Raw genomic sequence first — 20,135 nt, forward strand, 5'->3', positions numbered from 1 at the left:
GACATGTCGGTGTTGCAGAGCTTCGTGGACAGCGTGCGCAGCGGGGCGATCGAGGTCATCGACCTCACCGCGCCTCTCACCTCGGAGACGCCGATCCTCCAGTTGCCGGAGCCGTTCGGCAACACGATCCCGTTCCGCCTCGAGGAGATCAGCCGCTACGACGACCGCGGCCCGGCGTGGTACTGGAATGACATCCACACGGGTGAGCACACCGGCACCCATTTCGACGCTCCCGTCCACTGGGTCACCGCCCGCGATGGGCAGGACGTCTCCCAGGTGCCCGCGCGCAGCCTCATCGCGCCCGCGGTCGTGCTCGACTTCGCCGCCGAGGCGTCGAAGGACCCCGACTTCCTCCTGCAGATCGCTCACGTCAAGGAGTGGGAGCGGGCCAACGGCCCGCTCCCCGAGGGCGGCTGGCTCCTCTACCGCACCGGCTGGGACACCCGCTCCGCCGACCAGGCCGCGTTCCTGAACGCCGACGAGACCGGGCCGCACACGCCCGGGATCTCGGTGGAGTGCGCGTCGTGGCTGGCGTCCGAGACCCCGATCCTCGGCGTCGGCGTCGAGACCGTCGGCACCGACGCGGGCGCGGCCCACTCCTTCGACCCGCCCTTCCCGTGCCACTCCTTCCTGCTGGGCGCGGGCAAATACGGCCTCACCCAACTGCGCAACATCGACCGCCTGCCCGTGACCGGCGCCGTCGTGGTCGCCCCGCCGCTGCCCATCGTGGGCGGCTCGGGCAGCCCCGTGCGCGTGCTGGCCCTGGTCGAGCGTTGATCGTCGCGGAGGCCGTCGGCCGGGCCCTGGCCGCCTGCGGCGTCGGGACCGCCTTCGGGGTGGTCGGCAGCGGCAACTTCCACGTCACCAACGCTCTCGTGGCCCACGGCGTACGCTACGTCGCCGCGCGCCACGAGGGCGGGGCCGCCACCATGGCCGACGCCTACGCCCGGATGAGCGGGCGGGCCGGGGTGGTGTCGGTGCATCAGGGGCCCGGGCTCACGAACGCGATGACAGGACTCACGGAGGCGGCCAAGAGCCGTACCCCGCTGATCGTCGTCGCGGGTGAGGCCACGGAGCCGCAGTCCAACTTCCACATCGACCAGGCCGCCCTGGCCACGGCGGTGGGCGCGGTGCCGATGCGGGTCACGGAGGCAGGCAGCGCGGTGGCGGTGGCGGTGGCGGTGGAGGCGTACCGGGTGGCCGTGGAGGAGCGGCGCACGGTGCTGCTGAACCTGCCGCTCGACGTCCAGACGGCCCCCTGCGACGCGGTCCCGCCTCCCGCAGGAGCGTCCGCGTCGTCCGGAGCCGAACCGTCCGTGACGTCCTCGGCGTCCGTGGCGGAGCTGAGGCGGCTGCTGGCGGCGGCGGAGCGGCCGGTGTTCATCGCCGGGCGGGGCGCCCGGCACGCGCGGCGGGAGCTGGAGGAGCTCGCCGGCCGCGCTGGGGCGCTGCTGGCGACCTCGGCGGTGGCCAAGGGGCTCTTCCGGGGCAGCCCGTGGGACCTCGACGTCTCCGGCGGCTTCGCCACGCCGCTGGCCGTCGAGCTGATCCGCGGCGCCGACCTGGTGGTCGCGTGGGGCTGCGCGCTGAACATGTGGACCTCCCGGCACGGCTCGCTCGTCTCGCCCGGCACGAAGGTGGCGAAGGTGGACCTCGATCCGGGCGTGTTCACCACGCACGTGCCCGCCGACGTGGGCGTGGCGGGCGACGTGGCGGCCGTCGCGCGTTCGCTCGCCGACCTGCCGGCCGCCTCCGGTTACCGGTCGCCGGAGGTCGGGCACCGCATCCGGGAGGAGGGGCGCTGGCGGGCGGTCCCGTACGCGGACGAGAGCGGCGGCGGTCGCATCGACCCCAGGACGCTCACCATCGGCCTCGACGACCTGCTGCCGCAGGAACGGATCGTCGCCATCGATTCCGGAAATTTCATGGGATATCCGTCGATGTTCCTTGAGGTGCCGGACGAGGGCGGGTTCTGCTTCACGCAGGCGTTCCAGTCGATCGGGCTGGGCCTGGCCACCGCCATCGGCGCGGCCGTGGCCCGCCCCGACCGGCTCCCGGTGGCCGCGCTGGGTGACGGCGGCGCCCTCATGGGCCTGGCCGAGCTGGAGACCGTCGTTCGGCTGGGGCTGCCCATGGTGGTCGTGGTGTACGACGACGAGGCGTACGGGGCCGAGGTGCACCACTTCGGGCCGCACGGTCATCCGCTCGGCACGGTCACCTTCCCGCCGGCCGACCTCGCCGCCATCGCCCGCGGCCACGGCTTCGCCGCCGTGACCGTCACCGGGGAGGGCGACCTGGCGGGCGTGGCCGAGTGGCTGAAGGGTCCCCGGGACCGGCCGCTGCTGGTGCACGCCAAAGTGACCCGGGAACGCGGCTCCTGGTGGCTGGAGGAGGCGTTCAGGGGCCACTGATCGACACCGGACGCCGGCCACCGAACGCCGGCCACCGGACGCCAGGCCGGGCCCGGCTCGGCGCCCGCGATGGTCGTTTCGGGGCGGCGGCCGGGTGTGTGCTTCGGGGTGCCGGTCGGGCGGGTGCTTCGGTCCGTGACCGGGTGTGCCGGGCGGGTGCTGGGGTCAGAGTTTGCGGTAGGTGCGGGCCTCCTCGGCCGCGGCCAGCACGTCGGCCAGCGGCACGCCCGTGCCCGCCGCCACCGCCGCCGCGATCGCGCCCTCCACGAACGGCACGTCGGCCACGACCACCCGCCCGTCCTCCTCCAGCAGGCGGGCGGTCAGCACCGAGCTGCCCAGGTCGGGGATGAGCACCACGCCGTCCCCCTGGTCGACGCTGCGCACGGCCCGCTCGATGACGTCCACGCTCGTGCCCAGCGCGCCGTCCGCCATGCCGCCGGCCGCCGCCATGGGCGCCTCCGTGCCCGCGATGCCCCGGGTCAGCGCCACCACCTCGGCCGCCAGCCCGGCACTGTGCGAGACCAGCACCAGCCCCACCATCACACCCGCCCCGCCCTCATCCGGCCACGGTCGCGAGTGCCGCCATGATCAGGGCCGCCGACGCCGCCCCGGGATCCTCGTGGCCGACGCTGCGCTCGCCCAGGTAACTGGCCCGCCCCTTGCGGGCCTGCATCGGGATCGTGGCCTTGGCCCCCTCCGCCGCCGCGCGCGCCGCCTGGCCGAGCGCCTCGCTCACGTCCACCCCGTCGCGTACGGCCAGGGCCAGCGCGCGGGAGGCCGGAGCCAGCGCGTCCACCATGGTCTTGTCGCCCAGCGCCGCCTTGCCGAGCCGCTCGACCGCCACCACCCCCTCCTCGAACGCCGCCGCGAACGCGGCCAGCGTCACCGGAACCCGTGCCTCCTGTGTCCCCTGTGTCCCCTGTGTCTCCGCGGCCTTGCTCATCTGCTTGCCCATCTGCCGGAACACCGACCCGTACAGCGGCCCGGACGCGCCCCCGACCTTGCGGATCAGCGTCGTGCCCGCCGTGGACAGCACCTGCGCGGGTGAGGCGGGCGGGGCGCCGGTCAGCGCCTTGCACACCTCGGTCAGGCCGCGGTCGAGGTTCGTGCCGTGGTCGGCGTCGCCGATCTCGGCGTCGAGGCGGGTCAGGCGGTCGCGGTCCTGGTGTACGAGCCGGGCCGCCTCCTCGAACCAGGCCACGAACACGTCGGCGTCCATCAGCGCCCCCAGCGCAGCCCGGGCGTCTCGACCGGCGCGTCCCACAGACGGGTCAGCGCGTCGTCGAGCAGGCAGATCGTCACGGAGAAGCCCTGCATGTCGAGGCTCGTCACGTAGTTGCCGACGAGTGAGCGGGACACCCGCGCCCCCTTGCCCTTGACGAAGGCGGCGACCTCGGCGAACACCACGTACAGCTCCATGAGCGGGGTCCCGCCCATGCCGTTGACCATGACCAGCAGGTCGCCCCGCAGCGGCAGGTCGCCGTGGACGGCCTCCATCGCGATGCCCGCCAGCTCACGGGCCGACACGTGCGGCACCCTGGCCCGGCCGGGCTCGCCGTGGATGCCGATGCCCAGCTCCACGTCCGTCTCCGGCAGGTCGAACGTGGGTTTGCCGGCGGCCGGGGTCGTACAGGAGGTCAGCGCGATGCCGAACGAGCGGCTGCGCTCGTCCACCTCGCTCGCCACGGCGGCGACGTCGGCCAGTGGCGCGCCCGCCTCGGCCCGCGCGCCCGCGATCTTCTCCACGAACAGCGTCCCGCCGGTGCCGCGGCGGCCGGCCGTGTAGAGGGAGTCCTGGACGGCGACGTCGTCGTCCACCAGCACGGTGGCCACCGCGGTGTCCTCGACCAGCTCGGCGGCCATCTCGAAGTTCAGCACGTCGCCGGTGTAGTTCTTGACGATGTGCAGGACGCCGGCGCCGCCGTCGACCGCCCGCGTCGCCTCGATGATCTGGTCGGGCACCGGGGAGGTGAAGACCTCGCCGGGGCAGGCGGCGTCGAGCATGCCGTGGCCGACGAAGCCGGCGTGCAGCGGCTCGTGCCCCGAGCCGCCGCCGGAGACCAGGCCGACCTTGCCGGGGGTCGGGCCCTCGGCCCGGTAGACCACCCGGTCGTGGATCCGCAGCGAGGGGTGGGCCGCGGCCATGCCGTTCAGCGCGTCCTCAACGACGGAGTCTGCCGTGTTGATGAGCTTCTTCATGGTCAAAACATCTGCCCGTTTTCACGACCGCGCAAGCGTCGTAGCGTGGGCGGCGTGGATGTCGTCTACAGTCCCTACGATCCCGTGGTGAACGACGACCCGTACCCGGTCTATACGTGGCTGCGTACGCAGGCGCCGCTTCACCACAACCCCGACCTCGGCTTCTGGGCGCTGTCCCGGCACGCCGACGTCTCCGCCGCGCTCGCCGACAGCGCCCTGCTGTCCAGCGACCACGGCCCCCTCCTCGACCCGGGCGCCTCAGGACCGCACGCGCGCACCTTCCTGTCGTTCGTGGCGATGGACCCGCCCGAGCACACCCGCATGCGCGCCACCGTCTCCCGGGCCTTCACCCCGCGCCGGGTCGCCGCCCTCGAGCCCATGATCAGGCAGATCGCCCGCGGCCACATCAGGGCGGCCGTCGAGCGCGGCACGTTCGACTTCGCCCGCGACATCGCCGCCAAGCTGCCGCTCGACGTCATCTCCGAGCTCCTGGGCGTGCCCCCGGCCGACCGCGCGGACGTGCGCCGCCGCTCGGACGCCCTGCTCAGGTACGACCCCAACGGCCTGATGGTCGAAGACGGCATCAAGGGCATGCTGGCGCTCGGCGACTACTACCGCTCGATCGTCGACGAACGCCGGGCCGCGCCGCGCGACGACCTCGTCTCCGTGCTCGTCGCCGATGAGGAGCTGTCCGACGACGACATCGTGGCCTTCCTGTTCCTGCTCGTCGGAGCCGGCGCCGAGACCACGACCCACCTGCTCACCGCCGCCTGGTACTGGGCCTGGCGCAACCCCGCCCAGCGCGCCGCCGCCTTCAGCGGGGCGATCACGCCCTGGGTGGAGGAGTCGCTGCGCTACGACACCCCCGTGCCCGGCGTCGCCCGCCGCCTCACGCGCGACACCGACTGGTACGGCACCACCGTCCCCAAGGACGCCAAGGTGTGGCTCCTGGTCGGCTCCGCCAACCGCGACGAGAGCGTCTTCCCCGACCCCGACGTCTACGACCTCGACCGCGACACCAGCAAGGCGATCAGCTTCGGCGTGGGCCGCCACTACTGCCTCGGCGGCCCCCTCGCCCGGCTCGAGGCGCGGGTGGCGCTGGAGGAGCTGACGAAGGCCGTCGCACCCGGTTACGACATCGACGAGGCGGGCATCGAGAGGACCGCGCACGGCAACGTACGGGGGATGGTCCACCTGCCGACTTCCGTGAAACCTGGCTGAGTAGGCTACCTTCTGCTCATGGCTGAGATCGTGTACCCGCCGGTGATCGCCGCCGCGCGGACCCTCTTTCGCGTGCTGGACCTCCGCTTCCACATGGAGGGCACCGAGCACGTGCCGCGGACTGGGGGAGCGGTGCTGGTGAGCAACCACATCAGCTACCTCGACTTCATCTTCGCCGGGTTCGCCGCGCTGCCGTCGAAGCGGCTGGTGCGCTTCATGGCCAAGCAGGACGTGTTCGACCACGGGATCTCGGGCCCGCTGATGCGTGGCATGCACCACATCCCCGTGGACCGGGGGGCGGGCGCGGGCTCCTACGCCACGGCGCTGCGGATGCTGAAGGCGGGCGAGGTGGTGGGCGTGTTCGCGGAGGCGACGATCAGCCGGTCGTTCACCGTCAAGGAGATCAAGAACGGCGCCATCCGCATGGCCCAGGCCACCAACACCCCGCTCATCCCGGTGGCGCTGTGGGGCAGCCAGCGGCTGTGGACCAAGGGCCGGCCGCGCAAGCTGCTCCAGCGCCACGTGCCGCTCACCATCCTGGTGGGCGAGCCGATGCACCCCAAGCGGGGCGAGAACGTCAACGACCACACGGTGGAGCTGCACACGCGCATGTCGGAGCTCGTCGACCGGGCGCAGCGCACCTACCCGGAGGTGCCGCCCGGGGTCTGGTGGCAGCCCGCCCACCTGGGAGGCACCGCGCCGACCCCGGAGGAGGCGGCGGCCATGGACGCCGCCGAGGCGGAGGCCCGCGCCAAGAAGGACTGACGCGCGGACGAACAACGGGCGTGTCATGAAGGACCGGCGCGCCACGCGCAACCGGCGCACCGACGCGGCACGGCGCACCGACCCGCCACGGCGCGGTCGCCGAGCGGGGCGTGGGCGTCCCGGTGAGGCGCCCCACCGCGATTCCCTCGCGGTGGGGCCGGCCCCGGAACGTCAGATGGCCGCCTGGTAGGCGCTCGCGCGCATCCCGGCCAGCAACCCCGCCGTCTGCTCAGGCGTGTAGCGGCGCACGGGGTCGTGATGCAGCAACCCCTCGATGAGCGGCCGCATCACCCCGGCCCGGCGCGGTGGCGGGTAGGGGCCGCTGCGCGCCATGCCGAGCACCGTCGCGGCGTCCTGGCCCGGATAGGGCGGCTGGCCTTCGATGGCGCTGTAGAGGGTGGCGCCGAAGGACCACATGTCGGCCTCCTTGCTGGCCGGCCCTCCGTGCAACCGCTCGGGCGCCATGAACGCCGGGGTGCCGCGCAGCCGCCGCGAGGTCGTCATGCGAATGTCGCCCTCGGCGGTCGCGATGCCGAAGTCGGTCAGCACCACCCGGTCGCCGGTCAGCATGACGTTGGCGGGCTTGACGTCGCGATGCAGCACTCCGGCCTGGTGGGCGGTGCGCAGTGCCGCGAGCAGGTGCTGGCCGATGGCCGCCACCGACTGCGCGGGCAATGTGCCCACCTGGGAGAGCAATTGGTGCAATGAGAGCCCGTCGAGGTACTCCATCACGATCCAGAGCTTGCCGCCCTCCTCGATCAGGTCGTGCACCGTGACGATGTTGGGATGCGTCAGCCCAGCAGCCATCCTGGCCTCACGCAACACCCGGCGGCGCACCATCTCGACCTCACCGGCCAAGGTCAGCTCCTTTAGCGCCACCGTACGGTGGAGGAGCTGATCGAACGCCCGCCAGACGACTCCCATACCCCCACGACCGGCCTCCTCGTTCAGGAGGTACCGTCCGCCGATCTCCCGCATACCATCCCCTCAAGCTCGGGGATTAATCATGTCACCTCAGCAACAGCTGTAGGGTGCCTAACGTGATCTGGATATGTCGGAAAGTGTAGCTTCGCTGGTCAGAGGCCCAGAAATTCGATCCGACAAGGCGCGCCACACCAGTCCGACTGCTCCCAAACATACTCCAACGGCGCCTATGAGGACGGCCGCAAGCCCGGCGAACTCGGCCACGACGCCTCCGAGCGCCGCCCCGAGGGGCATGCCTCCCATGCCGACGAGCCGGTATGCCGAATTGACCCGGCCGAGCAATTCCGCCGGAATCAGCCGCTGCCGCGTGGAAATAACCAGGACGTTTCCGGCCGCCCCGAACAAGCCCCACAAGACGGCGGTCGGATAAAGCGTCCAGGGTGATGGCACGAGCACCGGCACCAGGAGCAGCAGGCTGGTGGTCAGCCAGCATCCGAGGAGCGTCCTGACCTCGCCGAAGAGCCCCGCCACCCGGCCCGACAGCAGGGACCCGAGCACCGCTCCGGCGGCGAAGGCCGTGGTCATCAGGCCGTACTCGCCCGGCTCCAGGCCGATCGCCGACCCGCCGCCGACCGCCCACAGGACGAAGACGGCGAAGTAGGCGGAGTTGGCCAGGTTGAGCAGGCCCGCCGAGACGGCGAGGCTCCGCAGGACCCGGTGCGCCCAGAGGTAGCGCAGCGCCTCGCCGATGTCGCGGCGCAGCGGCCGCCGCCCGGTGGGGGCGGCGGGCAGCCGGTACGCCCCCCGCATCCCCAGCAGGAGCAGCCCGCCGGCGGCGTACAGGACGGCCGGGGCGCCGAAGAGGGCGGCGGGCAGGGCCACGACGAGCAGGCCCGCCACCGGGGCGCCGATGAAGTCGTTGCCGATCATCTGGGCGGTCGAGACGCGCCCGTTCGCCCGCGTGAGGTGCTCGCGGGAGACGGTCATCGGCAGGACGGACTGCGCCGAGAGGTCGGCGAAGACCTCGCTCACCCCGGCCAGCAGTACGGCGGCCAGCAGCAGCCACAGGTCCAGCAGCCCGAGGGCGGCCAGGAGGGTGGCGGCGCCGAGGATCGCGGCCCGCGCGAGGTGGGCCACGACCATGATCCGCCGCCGGTCGGCGCGGTCGGCGATCGCGCCGGCGTGCAACGCGAGCACCAGCCACGGGAGCGTGGCCGCGGCCCCCACCAGCGACACCAGCGTGGGGGAGCGGGTCATCGACACCGCCAGCAGCGGCGCGCCGACCTTGAGCAGCCCGTCGGCCAGGTTCGACAGTGCGGTGGACGACCACAGGAATCCGAACGAGCGTCCCAGCATGGCTCACTCCGGTAGTGTGTAAGGAAAAGTATGCATGGATTTCTTTGCAAAGATAGGCTTGCACAGTATGACACGCAAGAGCTTCTCCGCCCGTACGCTCGACGCGAACGCCCTGAAGTCCTTCGCCCACCCGCTGCGGCTGCGCATCTACGAGCTCCTGGACGAGCACGGCCCCTCCACGGCCACCCGGCTCGCCGCCCTGCTCGAGCAGAACACCGGCGCGACCAGCTACCACCTGAGAGAGCTGGCCGGGCACGGCATGATCGAGGTCGTGCCCGGGATGGGGCGGGGCAAGGAGAAGTACTGGCGCATCACGCCCGGCGGCTTCTCCTACGGCGAGCCGCCCGCCGACCCCGAGACGGCGAGCGCGATGGAATACCTGCTCGACGATCTGGTGCGCCAGCGCGGCGCCGAGCTGGCCCGCTGGCGGCGGAAACTGGACAAGGCGCCGGAGGAGTGGGTGCAGGCCGGCGCGTTCGGGCGGCGGTCGCTGCGGCTCACCGCGGAGGAGACGGCGCTGATGCGGGACGAGGTGTTCGAGGTGCTGGAGCGCTTCAGGGCGGTGTCGGACCGCCGGGAGCAGACGAGCCCGGGCGGAGCCGGGGACGCCGGGCACGTGATCGTCCACTTCGACGTCCTGCCGGTGGGCGCCGGGGAGGAGCCCGAGTGAACCCGCCGCCGGTCGGTGACTCCGGTTCCGTCCGGGCCGTTGACCGGTGGCCTCGCGCTTCGGTGGGAGGGGTCAGGGGTGCCGGTCGCGATCACAACCTAGGGTTTTCCCTAGGCCCCGCCCCGAAGCGGGCGCCTCGCCGTACCCCATAGTCTCCTTCGTCACCCGGCCTATTCCGCGCGAATCCGCGCAGACCCACACGGGCGAAGGAGCCGACATGGCACGCGAAACCGGCACCACGGCGGCCGGGCCATGAGGCCTGCGCTCGCTCCCGAGTGGGTGGAACGCTCCAAGTCGACAGGGCGCTCCGGTGGTGTTCCGGATGCGTGGAGGGCGACCTCATGGGCGGCCGGCGGGGGCTCGCCCGCGAGCGAGCACCCCTGGGCGCGCCGGGAAAGGGCGCGGGCCGAGATGCTGGGCGCGGCGCCGCCGTCGGAGCGGGCAATGTTCGGTGGCGCCGCTGCCCTTATCGTCCCGTCACACCGGCCCGCTGAAAAGCTCCGGGCCCGCCGGACATAGGGCCCGGGGGCAGCGCCCTCGTTCCGGGCTGGAGGGACGAGGGCGTCTGCTCCGCCGAAACCGTCAGGCGGTCTCGAACGTCAGCCGTCAGGTGGTTTCGGGACGTCAGCCATCAGGTGGTTTCGGTCATCAGCCGTCAGATGGTTCGGGACGTCAGCCGTCAGATGGTCTCGGACATCAGGGCGAGCACCCGTTCGGGCATGCCCTCCGGGGCCGTCTTCGGGGAGCCGCAGGCGAACGGCGGTTGCGGGTCGTACTCGATCGCGAGTTGCACCATCTGCGCGGTCTCCGCGCCGTCGGCCTGGGACAGCAGCGTCAGCGCCATGTCGATGCCCGCCGACACCCCGGCCGCGGTGACGATCTTGCCCTCGGTCACCACCCGCTCGCTGACCGGCTCGGCCCCGAAGGTCTTGAGCAGGTCCATCAGGCCCCAGTGAGTGGTCGCCTTGACGCCCGTCAGCAGCCCGGCCGCGCCGAGGATGAGCGAGCCGGTGCACACCGAGGTCGTCCACCGGGTGTGCTCGTGCGCCTGGCGGATCCATCCGAGCAGGGCCTCGTCGGACAGGGCCGCCATGGTGCCGGGCCCGCCGGGGACCACGATCACGTCAGGCGCGGGCACGTCCGCGTACGAGGCCGTCGCGGTCAGCGTGAGCGCCCCCTGGTCGTCGGTGACCGGCCCCGGCTCGGCGGCGACGAACGTGACGGTGCAGCCGGGCGCCATGGCCAGCACGGTGTACGGCCCGACCGCGTCGAGCGCGGTGAAACGAGGATAAAGCGGGATGGCCACATGCATGGGTCATCTCTCCTTCGACTGGAATCTGCGGCGATGATCGCCCGGTGAGATCCGCCAGTGCCGCCTGAAGACGCGATAGAGCGTCTCCGGCGTGCCGAGCCCCGACTCCCTGGCCACGCTCTCCAGCGGGAGGCCGGTGACCTCCAGGAGCCGCCTGGCGGTGTCGGCCCGGCTGCGTTCGACGTACCGGCCGGGTGACAGGCCGGTCTGCTCGGTGAAGACGCGCGAGAAGTGCCGCTCGCTCATGCCGATCCGTGCGGCGAGCGCGGGCACGCTGAGGTCGGCGCCTGGGTTCGCGTCGATATAGCCCTGTAGCTCCCTGAACGGCTCGCTGCGCGGCGTCATGGCCCGCATCGGGGTGCTGAACTGGCTCTGCCCGCCCGGCCTGTGCAGATAGACCACGAGGCCGCGGGCGACGTCGCTGGCGAGCGCGTGACCGTGGTCCCTCGTCACGAGCGCCAGCGCGAGATCCACGCCCGCCAGGACGCCCGCGGAGGTCCAGACGTCGCCGTCCTCGATGTAGAGGGGGTCGGCGTCCACCTCGACGCGGTCGTAGCGGGTCTTGAGGTCATGGGCGGCGAGCCAGTGCGTGGTGGCCCGCCGGTGGTCCAGCAGCCCGGCCTCGGCCAGCAGGAACGCGCCGTTGCAGACCGAGGCCACCCGCCGGGCCCGCGCGGCCAGCCCGGCGACGGCCGCGACCAGCTCCCGGTCCTTGAGCTGGTCGGGCACCGTGAACCCGCCCGCCACCAGCAGCGTGTCGATCGGTCCTGTGACCTCGCCGAGCGCCGTGGCGGCCACCCCGACGCCGTTGTGCGCGGGCACCACGCCAGGCCGTACGGCCGCCACCTCGACCCGGTAGCCGCCGTCGGACGCCAGCAGGGCCGCGGTGCCGAACACGTCGGCGGGGCCTGCCATGTCGAGGAGCTGGAAGCCGGGAAAGACGACGATCAGGACGCGTCGCTGCATGCTTTCATGCTGGTCGCGGGCCCGCGATGGCGTCAACGACGCGACTGTTGCAGATTAGGACATGGCGTGGGCGTCGAGGATGGTGGCGTGGGCCCCCGACAGCGCCGGGGGCCCTGGCACCGTCAGCCCATGTGGGGGTAGCGGTGGTCGGTCGGCGGGACGAAGGTCTCCTTGATCGTGCGGGCGTTCACCCACCGGATCAGGTTGAAGATCGAGCCCGCCTTGTCGTTGGTGCCCGAGGCGCGGGCGCCGCCGAACGGCTGCTGCCCCACGACCGCGCCCGTCGGCTTGTCGTTGACGTAGAAGTTGCCCGCCGCGAAGCGCAGCCGGTCGGAGGCCGAGGCGATCGCGTAGCGGTCCTGGGCGATGATCGAGCCGGTCAGCGCGTAGGGGGCGATGCTCTCCATCTGGTCGAGCACCTGGTCGAAGTCGCGGTCCTCGTAGACGTGCACGCCGAGGATCGGGCCGAAGTACTCCTTGACGAAGATCTCGTCCGTGGGGTCGGCGCACTCCAGGATCGTCGGCTTGACGAAATAGCCGACCGAGTCGTCGTACGAGCCCGTGAGCACGTCGATGTTCGAGGCCGCCCGCGCCCGGTCGATCGCCTCCTTGTGCTTGGCGAACGCCCGGTCGTCGATGACCGCGCCCATGAACGTCGACAGGTCGCCCGCCACGTCGCCCACGGTCAGCGACTCGGCCACCGACACGAAGTCGTCACGCATGCGGTTCCAGACCGAGCGCGGCACGTACGCGCGGGAGGCGGCCGAGCACTTCTGGCCCTGGTACTCGAACGCGCCCCTGACCAGCGCCGTCGAGAGCACCGCCGGGTCGGCGGACGGGTGGGCGAGCACGAAGTCCTTGCCGCCGGTCTCGCCGACCAGGCGCGGGTAGCCGTGGTAGGAGGCGATGTTCGCGCCCACGGTGCCCCACAGGTGCTGGAACGTCGCGGTGGAGCCGGTGAAGTGGATGCCGGCCAGCGCCGGGTGCCCGAGCGCCACCTCGGAGACGGCCTGCCCGTTGCCGGTGACCATGTTGATCACGCCCGGCGGCAGCCCGGCCGCCTCCAGCAGCCGCATCGTGAAGTGCGCGGCGAACTGCTGGGTCGGCGACGGCTTCCAGACGACGACATTGCCCATCAAGGCGGCCGACGTCGGCAGGTTTCCGGCGATGGCGGTGAAGTTGAACGGCGTGATGGCCAGCACGAAGCCCTCGAGCGGCCGGTACTCCATCCTGTTCCACACGCCGGGCGACGAGATCGGCTGGTCGGCGTAGAGCTGACGGGCGTAGGCCACGTTGAACCGCAGGAAGTCGATCAGCTCGCAGGCGGCGTCGATCTCCGCCTGCTGCGCCGACTTCGACTGGCCCAGCACGGTCGCCGCGTTCAGCGTCGCCCGCCACGGGCCCGACAGCAGGTCGGCCGCCTTGAGGAAGATCGCGGCCCGCTCGTCGAACGACAGCGCCCGCCAGGCGGGGGCCGCCCGCAGCGCGCTGTCCACGGCGTCCTGCACGTCCTGGGCCGTAGCGTCGTTGGTACGGCCCAGGACGGAGGCATGGTTGTGCGGCTGCACCACGTTGACGGGCGCGCCGCCACCGAGGCGCTGCTCGCCGCCGATGGTCATGGTCAGGTCGATGGAGGAGCCGGCCAGCTCCTTGACGCGGTCCTCCAGCGCGGCCCGCTCGGCGCTGCCGGGCGCGTAGCCGTACACACGCTCGTTCGCGGGCACGGGGACGTTGCTGATGGCATCCATTTACTTACCCCCAAGGGCACGAAGGAAGAAGGCGACGTTGGCGGGGCGCTCCGCTAGGCGGCGCATGAAGTAGCCGTACCAGTCGTCGCCGTAGGGGACGTAGACGCGGACCGTGTGGCCGGCCCCGGCGAGGGACTCCTGCAGGTCGGTCCTGATTCCGTAGAGCATCTGGAACTCGTGGTCGCCGATCGTCCGCCCGAACCGGTCGGCGAGCAGCTCCGTGATCGCGATCATGCGATCGTCGTGCGTCGCCACCATGGGGTAACCGTTCCCCGCCATGAGGATCCGCAGGCATCGCACGTACGCCTTGTCGACGGCCGTCCTGCCCTGGTGGGCGACGGAGGCGGGTTCGCGGTAGGCGCCCTTGACCAGGCGTACGCGGGAGCCCTCCGACGACAGGTCGCGGCAGTCCTGCTCACTGCGGAACAGGTACGCCTGGATGGCCACGCCCGTGGCCGGGTGGTCCTCGCGCAGCTTGCGCAGGATCGACAGCGTGGAGTCGACGGTGGTGTGGTCCTCCATGTCGAGCGTGACGGTCGCGCCCGACGACGCCGCGGCGGCGCAGATCTCGCGGGCGTGCTCGAGCGCCATGGCGTCGTCGAGCCGCTGCCCGACGGCCGACAGCTTCACCGACACCTCGCCGCGGTCGCCGAGCCCGAGCGGGCCGATTTCGCCGAGCAGCGTGACGTAGGCGTTCGCGGTGGCCTCGGCGGCCCGCGCGTCGAGCGTCTCCTCGCCGAGATGGTCGATGGTCACGGCGAGCTTGGCGTCGCGCAGCCGCTCGACGGCCTCGCGGGCCTCCTGGGCGCTCTCGCCGGCGACGAACCGCCGCACCACGTTCTTGGTGAGCGGGAAGCCTGAAACGGAGCGGCGGACGACACCGCTCCTGGAAGCGGCGAGCAGCAGTTGACCCAGCATGGTGCCCAGTTTAAAAACGCAGCTCAGAGGGGGCCATCGACGCGCGTAACGCCGCGTGTGGCAGGCTGTCGTACAAATGCACAACTCGGCAGACCTACAAGAGATCGTCGACGAGATCGCCGCCCGGCTGGGGGCGTCCGCGACGCTGGAGGACCGCTCGTTCCGGCTGCTGGCCTACGGAGCGCAGCACGGCGACATCGACACGGTCCGCCAGGAGTCGATCCTGCGCCGGCGCGCCACGGGCGAGGTACGCGAATACTTCGAGCGCTACGGCATCGCCAGGGCGAACGGCCCGGTCCGGATCCCCGCCGACGACGAGCTCAAGGTCCTGGCCAGAGTCTGCTGGCCGCTGCGTCACGCCGACGTCACCTACGGCTATCTGTGGCTGCTCGACTCGGGTGAGCTGACGGACGACACCCTGCGCGCCACGGCGCCGCTCGTCTCCAGGGCTGCCGCCGCGCTCGCCCAGGAGGCCAGGAGCAGGCAGGACCTCGGCCGCGGGCTGCGCGCGCTGCTCTCCGCCGACCCCGAGGAGCGGGCCGACGCCTCCATCGAGGTGCCGGGCCCGGTGACGGCGGTCGCCGTACGGGAGTCGCAGGAGCGGGTGGCCGCCCTCTGGACCCTCCCGCGCGGCGTCCTGGCCCGCCCGGGCTCGCCGGTCGCCCTGCTCGCGCCGGCCCACCTCGCGGGGGAGGTGGCGCAGACGGTCCAGAGCGCGTACGGCACCGCCGCCGGCATCGGCGCCCCCCGCACGGACCCGGCCGACGCCTGGCTGAGCTGGCGCGAGGCCCGCCAGGCGCTGCGCATCGCCGAGCACTTCCCCCGGCACGCCCCCATCGCCCGCTGGGAGGACCTGGGCGTGCACCGCCTGCTGTCCCGGCTCAGCCAGGCCGACCTGCGGGAGCTGGCGGCCGAGACGGCGGCGCTGGACACGGAGCTGGCCCACACGGTGGAGGTCTACCTCGACCGCGGCGGCCACGTCCAGAAGACGGCGGCCGAGCTCGGCGTCCACCGCCAGACGCTCTACTACCGGCTGGGCAAGGCCGAACGCCTCACCCACAGAGACCTGTCCGACGGCGACGACCGCCTGGCCGTGCACCTGGGGCTGAAGGCGGCCCGGCTGCGCGGCCCCGATGCCTGAACGCGCTGGGCGGTCAACCGGTGGGCTCATGCGCCCCGGCGCGCACCGCTGCGTCATGCTGGCCTGGTGACCAGTACGAACGGCGAGCCGCCGATCCACACTGACCTGCTCGACGCCACCCCGGGGCTGCGGGTGGACGACCGGGACGACGACGATCCGGTGCTGCTGCGCGCCGACGGTCATCCGGTCGACACCTGGCGCCAGCACTACCCGTACGCCGAGCGCCTGTCGCGGGAGGACTACGAGCGTGACAAGCGGCTGCTGCAGATCGAGCTGCTCAAGTTGCAGTACTGGATCAAGGATACCGGCGGGCGCCTGGTGGTGCTGTTCGAAGGGCGGGACGCGGCCGGGAAGGGCGGCACCATCAAGCGCTTCATGGAGCACCTCAACCCCCGTGGCGCGACCGTCGTGGCGCTGGAGAAGCCGAGCGAGCGCGAGCGCGGCCAGTGGTACTTCCAGCGTTACATCGCCCATCTGCCGGCCAAGGGGGAGATGGTGCTGTTCGACCGCTCCTGGTACAACCGGGCCGGGGTCGAGCGGGTGATGGGGTTCTGCACCGAGCAGGAGTATCTGGAGTTCATCGAGCAGGCGCCCCGGGTGGAGAGCCTGCTCGTGGACTCGGGCCTGCGCCTGGTCAAGCTCTGGTTCTCGGTGTCGCGGGCCGAGCAGCGCACCCGGTTCATCATCCGCCAGGTCGACCCGGTCAGGCGGTGGAAGCTGTCGCCGATGGATCTGGCCTCGCTGCACAAGTGGGACGACTACACCCAGGCCAAGGAGTACATGTTCCTGCACACCGACACCGAGTGGGCGCCGTGGACGGTCATCAAGAGCAACGACAAGAAGCGGGCCCGGCTGGAGGCCATGCGCCACGTGCTGAGCCTCTTCGACTACGCCCGCAAGGATCATGGCGTGGTCGGCGTGCCCGACCCGCGCATCGTGACCTCCGCGGCCGACATCTTCGACGAGGACCACGACCTGCCCGAACCGGCCTGACGCCGCCGCCCGCCTGCCTGTCCCGTCGCCCCGCCTCAGCGCAGGAGCGGGAGCAGCCGGTCGCCCTGGCGTTTGATCTCCGGCAGGTAGGGGGTGTCGGAGAGCACGAAGTGGGTGACGCCGAGGGCCTGGTATCCGCGCAGCGACTTCGCCACGTCCTCGGCCGAGCCGACCAGCCACGTCGTGCCCGCGCCGCCGCCGCCGAACCTGCCGGGAGCGGTGTAGAGGTTGTCGTCGAGCACCTCTCCCCGCGCGGCCAGGTCGAGCAGCCGCTGCTGGCCGACGGCGGTGTGCCGGTTCGGGTCGCGCGTGATGACGCCCTTCGCCATCTCCTCGACCTTGGCATCGGCGTCGGCCCAGGCCTGTTCGGTGGTGTCGCGCACCAGCGTGGTGATCCGCAGGCCGAACTCCAGCGGCGGGTGCTCGCGGCCGAGCGTCTCGCCGAGCCGCCTGAGCCGCTCGATCCGCGCGGCTACGCCGTCGAGCGGCTCACCCCAGAAGAGCTGGACGTCGGCCTCGGTGGCGGCCACCCGCTCGGCGGCCTCCGACGCGCCGCCGAAGTAGAGCCGGGGGTGGGGGCGTCCGTCCCGGGCCACGGGGCGGGGCACGACGGTGGAGCCGGTGACGCTGAAGTGCTCGCCGTGATAGGTGACGCTCTCCTCGGTCCAGAGCCTGCGTACGAGCTGGATGAACTCCTTCGTACGGGCGTAGCGGTGGGCCTGGTCGCCCTCACTGTCGCCGTACGCCGCCAGGTCGTCCTTGCCCGACACGATGTTGACGAGCACCCGGCCCCCGGTGAGGTGGTCCAGGGTCGCGGCGGCGGAGGCGAACTTGGCCGGATGCCAGTAGCCGGGCCGGACGGCGATCAGCGGCTGGAACGTCGTGGTCCGCGCGGCCAGCGCGGTGGCGACCGTGAAGGTGTCGGGCCGCCCCCAGCCGGTGCCGATGAGCGCGCCGCCCCACCCGTGCTCCTCGAGGGCCCGGGCGTGGGTGGTGAGGGTCTCCAGGCTGTTGTGGTCCACGACGGTGTCGTCTCCGCGGTGGCCGGGATGCACCTGGTTCGGGATGTACCAAAGGAAGTGGAGGCTCATCAGCGATCTTCCCCGTTCTACAACCTATTCTTCATGTAGGTAAAGCATAGATTAAGCACGCCTGTTCCCAGAGCGGACCGCTGGACAGACCGGGACGGTCGCGCCCGGCCGGTCGCGGCCCTAGGGTCGAGCCTCCGGCACACACGGGAGGAGACGAGGGTGCGGGTGCTCGACCTCACCGACGATCTGGCCTGCAACGGGACGAGGCTGCTGGTGGGCCTCGGCGCCGACGTCGTACGCGTGGAACGCTCCCCGGCCCCGGCGCTGTCGCGGGCGGAGAGCCTGCACTGGCACGCGGGAAAGCGGGTCGTGCGCGGCCCGGTGAGCCCCGCCGAGCTCGACCGGCTGGCGGAGCAGGCGGATGTGATCGTCGAGAGCGGCCCCCTGGGCGAGCTCGCCGGAGTGCGCACGGACTCCACCGGCCCCGCAGTCGCCTCCCGGTGGCCGTGGGCCGTGCACGTCGTGGTCACGCCGTTCGGCACGACCGGTCCCCGGCGCGCGTGGCGGGCCGACGACCTCGTGGCCGCGGCGGCCGGCGGCATGGCGTGGCTGGGCGGGAAGCCCGGCCGGCCGCCCAAGGCGCCTCCGCGCGAGCAGGCCACCCAGCTCGCCGGGGCGCACGCCGCCATCGCGGCGCTGCTGGGCCTCATCGCCCGCGACCGCACCGGGCAGGGCCGGCTCATCGACGTCTCCGTGCAGGAGGCGGTGGCCGCCACGCTGGAGACGGCCGCCATCTCCTGGATCCACGCGGGACGCTACCCCTCCCGCAACGGCGGCGTGTACGAGCACGTCGCCCACCGCGTCTTCCGCGCCGAGGACGGCCACGTCGCCGGCGGCTACTCCGGCAGCGACCGCATGTGGACGGACCTGCTCGCCTGGATGGCGGAGTCGGGCGAGGCCGGGGACCTGACCGAGGACACCTGGTCCGATCCCGTCCTGCGCTGGCGTGGCCGCGCGCACGTGGACGAGATCGTGGCCAGGTTCGTCGCGCGGCGCTCCGCCGCCGCCATGGCCGAGCAGGGGCGCGCCAGAGCGCTGCCCTGGGCGCAGGTCGCCACGGCCGCGAGCCTGCCCGCCAACCCGCAGCTCACCGAGCGCGCGTTCTTCACCCGGGTGCTGGGGGAGGGGCTGCCGCCCGGCGGGGTGCTGGACGTCGGCTTCCCCTTCGCCGCCCCGGGCCTGCCCCGCCCGGTGCGCCTCACCGAGCCGCTTCCCGCCGACCCCGCCGCCGCCTGGCGCACCGACAACCCCCGGGGCCGCAGGGAGGCCGGCGGCGGGGCGAGCCCGCTGGAGGGCCTGCGGGTGCTGGACCTGACGTGGGTGCTGGCCGGCCCGTACGCCACCAAGACGCTGGCCGAGCACGGCGCCGACATCATCAAGATCGAATCCCGCCATCGGGGCGACCCCACCCGCTTCGCGCCGTCGATGCGGCTGCGGCCCGGCGCGGGGGCCGACGACAGCGGCTATTTCATCAACTTCAACCGCGGCAAGCGCAGCGTCGCGCTCAACCTGCGTACCGAGCCGGGCCGCGAGGTGCTGCGCCGGCTCGCCGCCGAGTGCGACGTGGTGATCGAGAACTTCAGCCCCGGCGTCCTCGCCCGATGGGGGCTGTCCTACGACCGGCTGGTGGAGCTGAACCCCGAGGTCATCCTCGTGTCGATGTCCGGGGTCGGGCAGAGCGGGCCCTGGCGGGACGCGGTGACCTTCGCCGACACGCTCGCCGCCATGTCCGGGCTCACCAGCGAGACCGCCGACCCCGGCGAGGCGCCGCAGGGGCTGACGTTCGGGCTGGGTGACATGGTGGCCGCCAACTCGGCGGTCCTGGCCGTCCTCGACCTGGTCGCGGCCGGGCGCGGGGGGCACGTGGACCTGTCCCAGCTCGAGACGATGGCCGCGGCGATGGGGCCGGCGCTGATCGAGTCGGAGCTGGGCGAGCCCGGCACGGCGCCCAGGAGGGGCGTCTACCCGACCAAGGGTGACGACCGCTGGATCGCGCTGTCGGCACGCGGCGAGGAGGAGTGGCGGCGCCTGGCCGCGTACGCCGGGCTGGCGGACGTGCCCGAGGACGAGACCGGCGCCGCCCTGGCCGCCTGGTGCGCGCGCCACGACGGCGCGGAGCTGGCGGCCGAGCTGCAGGGGATCGGCGTGGCCGCCGCCGTCGTCGCCACCGGCCGGGACCTGGTGGAGGACGACGAGCACCTGGCGGCGAGGGGCTTCTACCCGGTGCTGGAGCACGCCCTGGCCGGCCCGGTCCGGCACGAGGGCGTCGTGGTCCGCCTGTCGGCCGCCCCCGGAACGCTCACGACCTCCGCCCCGCTGCTCGGCGAGCACACCGGCGAGGTGCTGAAGAGCCTGCTGGGCATGGACGAGGACGAGCTCTCGCGGCTGCGCGAGGCCGGTGTCCTGGAATGAACGCATGG

Annotated in this window: 18 protein-coding genes; 8 read left to right on the forward strand and 10 right to left on the reverse strand. The window is 72.5% G+C overall.

Annotated features, from left to right (window positions below):
- Window positions 1–3 precede the first annotated feature (3 nt).
- The gene (locus AB0I15_RS32830) at window positions 4–777 is read left to right on the forward strand and encodes a cyclase family protein (RefSeq protein ID WP_358103799.1); all 774 of its coding nucleotides are present in this window, start codon (window positions 4–6) and stop codon (window positions 775–777) included.
- Window positions 774–2,411, forward strand: a complete 1,638-nt coding sequence (locus AB0I15_RS32835; protein ID WP_358103802.1) for a thiamine pyrophosphate-binding protein — start codon at window positions 774–776, stop codon at window positions 2,409–2,411. Before AB0I15_RS32830 ends, AB0I15_RS32835 begins: the two co-directional genes overlap by 4 nt.
- 165 nt (window positions 2,412–2,576) lie before the next feature.
- Here the strand turns inward: AB0I15_RS32835 and AB0I15_RS32840 are convergent, their stop codons facing one another.
- The 3 genes from AB0I15_RS32840 to dhaK are packed head-to-tail and all read right to left on the reverse strand — an operon-like array spanning window position 2,577 to window position 4,610.
- A complete protein-coding gene (locus AB0I15_RS32840) occupies window positions 2,577–2,939 on the reverse strand; it encodes a phosphoenolpyruvate--protein phosphotransferase (RefSeq protein WP_358103805.1) in 363 nt (120 codons plus the stop codon).
- A 28-nt stretch (window positions 2,940–2,967) separates the two neighbouring features.
- On the reverse strand, window positions 2,968–3,630 hold the full coding sequence (gene dhaL, locus AB0I15_RS32845) for a dihydroxyacetone kinase subunit DhaL (protein ID WP_358103808.1): 663 nt from the start codon (window positions 3,628–3,630) through the stop codon (window positions 2,968–2,970).
- Window positions 3,630–4,610 carry a dihydroxyacetone kinase subunit DhaK gene (gene dhaK / locus AB0I15_RS32850; protein WP_358103811.1) on the reverse strand — a complete coding sequence of 327 codons (981 nt, stop codon included), beginning with the start codon at window positions 4,608–4,610 and terminating at the stop codon, window positions 3,630–3,632. Before dhaK ends, dhaL begins: the two co-directional genes overlap by 1 nt.
- 54 nt (window positions 4,611–4,664) lie before the next feature.
- On the opposite strand from dhaK, the gene AB0I15_RS32855 reads away from it, so the two are divergent.
- Together AB0I15_RS32855 and AB0I15_RS32860 are read left to right on the forward strand one after the other, a co-directional pair.
- On the forward strand, window positions 4,665–5,831 hold the full coding sequence (locus AB0I15_RS32855) for a cytochrome P450 (protein ID WP_358103814.1): 1,167 nt from the start codon (window positions 4,665–4,667) through the stop codon (window positions 5,829–5,831).
- An 18-nt stretch (window positions 5,832–5,849) separates the two neighbouring features.
- Window positions 5,850–6,596 carry a lysophospholipid acyltransferase family protein gene (locus AB0I15_RS32860; RefSeq protein ID WP_358103817.1) on the forward strand — a complete coding sequence of 249 codons (747 nt, stop codon included), beginning with the start codon at window positions 5,850–5,852 and terminating at the stop codon, window positions 6,594–6,596.
- A 171-nt stretch (window positions 6,597–6,767) separates the two neighbouring features.
- On the opposite strand, the gene AB0I15_RS32865 is transcribed toward AB0I15_RS32860, so the two are convergent.
- Complete coding sequence (locus AB0I15_RS32865; protein WP_358103820.1) at window positions 6,768–7,574, reverse strand: serine/threonine-protein kinase; 807 nt, start codon at window positions 7,572–7,574, stop codon at window positions 6,768–6,770.
- A 57-nt stretch (window positions 7,575–7,631) separates the two neighbouring features.
- The gene (locus AB0I15_RS32870) at window positions 7,632–8,876 is read right to left on the reverse strand and encodes an MFS transporter (RefSeq protein WP_358103823.1); all 1,245 of its coding nucleotides are present in this window, start codon (window positions 8,874–8,876) and stop codon (window positions 7,632–7,634) included.
- A 67-nt stretch (window positions 8,877–8,943) separates the two neighbouring features.
- On the opposite strand from AB0I15_RS32870, the gene AB0I15_RS32875 reads away from it, so the two are divergent.
- Window positions 8,944–9,546 (forward strand): helix-turn-helix domain-containing protein, encoded by a 603-nt coding sequence (locus AB0I15_RS32875; RefSeq protein ID WP_358103827.1) that lies wholly within the window; start codon window positions 8,944–8,946, stop codon window positions 9,544–9,546.
- A 679-nt stretch (window positions 9,547–10,225) separates the two neighbouring features.
- Here AB0I15_RS32875 and AB0I15_RS32880 read toward each other — a convergent pair.
- The 4 genes from AB0I15_RS32880 to AB0I15_RS32895 form a co-directional block, all read right to left on the reverse strand.
- Complete coding sequence (locus AB0I15_RS32880) at window positions 10,226–10,858, reverse strand: DJ-1/PfpI family protein (protein ID WP_358103830.1); 633 nt, start codon at window positions 10,856–10,858, stop codon at window positions 10,226–10,228.
- Window positions 10,859–10,861: 3 nt separating this feature from the next.
- Window positions 10,862–11,824, reverse strand: a complete 963-nt coding sequence (locus AB0I15_RS32885) for a GlxA family transcriptional regulator (RefSeq protein WP_358103833.1) — start codon at window positions 11,822–11,824, stop codon at window positions 10,862–10,864.
- Between the two features lie 122 nt (window positions 11,825–11,946).
- The gene (gene pruA / locus AB0I15_RS32890; RefSeq protein ID WP_358103836.1) at window positions 11,947–13,572 is read right to left on the reverse strand and encodes an L-glutamate gamma-semialdehyde dehydrogenase; all 1,626 of its coding nucleotides are present in this window, start codon (window positions 13,570–13,572) and stop codon (window positions 11,947–11,949) included.
- Window positions 13,573–14,490, reverse strand: a complete 918-nt coding sequence (locus AB0I15_RS32895; protein WP_358103840.1) for a proline dehydrogenase family protein — start codon at window positions 14,488–14,490, stop codon at window positions 13,573–13,575.
- Between the two features lie 76 nt (window positions 14,491–14,566).
- On the opposite strand from AB0I15_RS32895, the gene AB0I15_RS32900 reads away from it, so the two are divergent.
- Together AB0I15_RS32900 and ppk2 are read left to right on the forward strand one after the other, a co-directional pair.
- Window positions 14,567–15,631 (forward strand): helix-turn-helix domain-containing protein, encoded by a 1,065-nt coding sequence (locus AB0I15_RS32900; RefSeq protein WP_358103843.1) that lies wholly within the window; start codon window positions 14,567–14,569, stop codon window positions 15,629–15,631.
- Window positions 15,632–15,697: 66 nt separating this feature from the next.
- The gene (ppk2, locus tag AB0I15_RS32905) at window positions 15,698–16,624 is read left to right on the forward strand and encodes a polyphosphate kinase 2 (protein WP_358103846.1); all 927 of its coding nucleotides are present in this window, start codon (window positions 15,698–15,700) and stop codon (window positions 16,622–16,624) included.
- A 35-nt stretch (window positions 16,625–16,659) separates the two neighbouring features.
- Here the strand turns inward: ppk2 and AB0I15_RS32910 are convergent, their stop codons facing one another.
- On the reverse strand, window positions 16,660–17,715 hold the full coding sequence (locus AB0I15_RS32910; RefSeq protein ID WP_358103849.1) for an LLM class flavin-dependent oxidoreductase: 1,056 nt from the start codon (window positions 17,713–17,715) through the stop codon (window positions 16,660–16,662).
- 159 nt (window positions 17,716–17,874) lie between these two features.
- Between AB0I15_RS32910 and AB0I15_RS32915 the strand changes: the two genes are divergently transcribed.
- Window positions 17,875–20,127: a CoA transferase gene (locus tag AB0I15_RS32915; RefSeq protein WP_358103852.1), complete on the forward strand. Its 2,253-nt coding sequence runs from the start codon at window positions 17,875–17,877 to the stop codon at window positions 20,125–20,127.
- The last annotated feature ends 8 nt before the right edge of the window (window positions 20,128–20,135 follow it).

It is taken from the genome of Nonomuraea sp. NPDC050643 (assembly GCF_040654715.1).
GTDB lineage: Bacteria > Actinomycetota > Actinomycetes > Streptosporangiales > Streptosporangiaceae > Nonomuraea.

Excerpts from the sequence above, each read along its gene's own strand:
- AB0I15_RS32830 (WP_358103799.1), top strand. The coding sequence starts at position 4 with ATGTCGGTGTTGCAGAGCTTCGTGGACAGCGTGCGCAGCGGGGCGATC.
- dhaL (WP_358103808.1), bottom strand. The coding sequence starts at position 3,630 with ATGGACGCCGACGTGTTCGTGGCCTGGTTCGAGGAGGCGGCCCGGCTC.
- dhaK (WP_358103811.1), bottom strand. The coding sequence starts at position 4,610 with ATGAAGAAGCTCATCAACACGGCAGACTCCGTCGTTGAGGACGCGCTG.
- AB0I15_RS32860 (WP_358103817.1), top strand. The coding sequence starts at position 5,850 with ATGGCTGAGATCGTGTACCCGCCGGTGATCGCCGCCGCGCGGACCCTC.
- AB0I15_RS32865 (WP_358103820.1), bottom strand. The coding sequence starts at position 7,574 with ATGCGGGAGATCGGCGGACGGTACCTCCTGAACGAGGAGGCCGGTCGT.
- AB0I15_RS32870 (WP_358103823.1), bottom strand. The coding sequence starts at position 8,876 with ATGCTGGGACGCTCGTTCGGATTCCTGTGGTCGTCCACCGCACTGTCG.
- AB0I15_RS32875 (WP_358103827.1), top strand. The coding sequence starts at position 8,944 with ATGACACGCAAGAGCTTCTCCGCCCGTACGCTCGACGCGAACGCCCTG.
- AB0I15_RS32880 (WP_358103830.1), bottom strand. The coding sequence starts at position 10,858 with ATGCATGTGGCCATCCCGCTTTATCCTCGTTTCACCGCGCTCGACGCG.
- AB0I15_RS32885 (WP_358103833.1), bottom strand. The coding sequence starts at position 11,824 with ATGCAGCGACGCGTCCTGATCGTCGTCTTTCCCGGCTTCCAGCTCCTC.
- pruA (WP_358103836.1), bottom strand. The coding sequence starts at position 13,572 with ATGGATGCCATCAGCAACGTCCCCGTGCCCGCGAACGAGCGTGTGTAC.
- AB0I15_RS32895 (WP_358103840.1), bottom strand. The coding sequence starts at position 14,490 with ATGCTGGGTCAACTGCTGCTCGCCGCTTCCAGGAGCGGTGTCGTCCGC.
- AB0I15_RS32900 (WP_358103843.1), top strand. The coding sequence starts at position 14,567 with ATGCACAACTCGGCAGACCTACAAGAGATCGTCGACGAGATCGCCGCC.
- AB0I15_RS32910 (WP_358103849.1), bottom strand. The coding sequence starts at position 17,715 with ATGAGCCTCCACTTCCTTTGGTACATCCCGAACCAGGTGCATCCCGGC.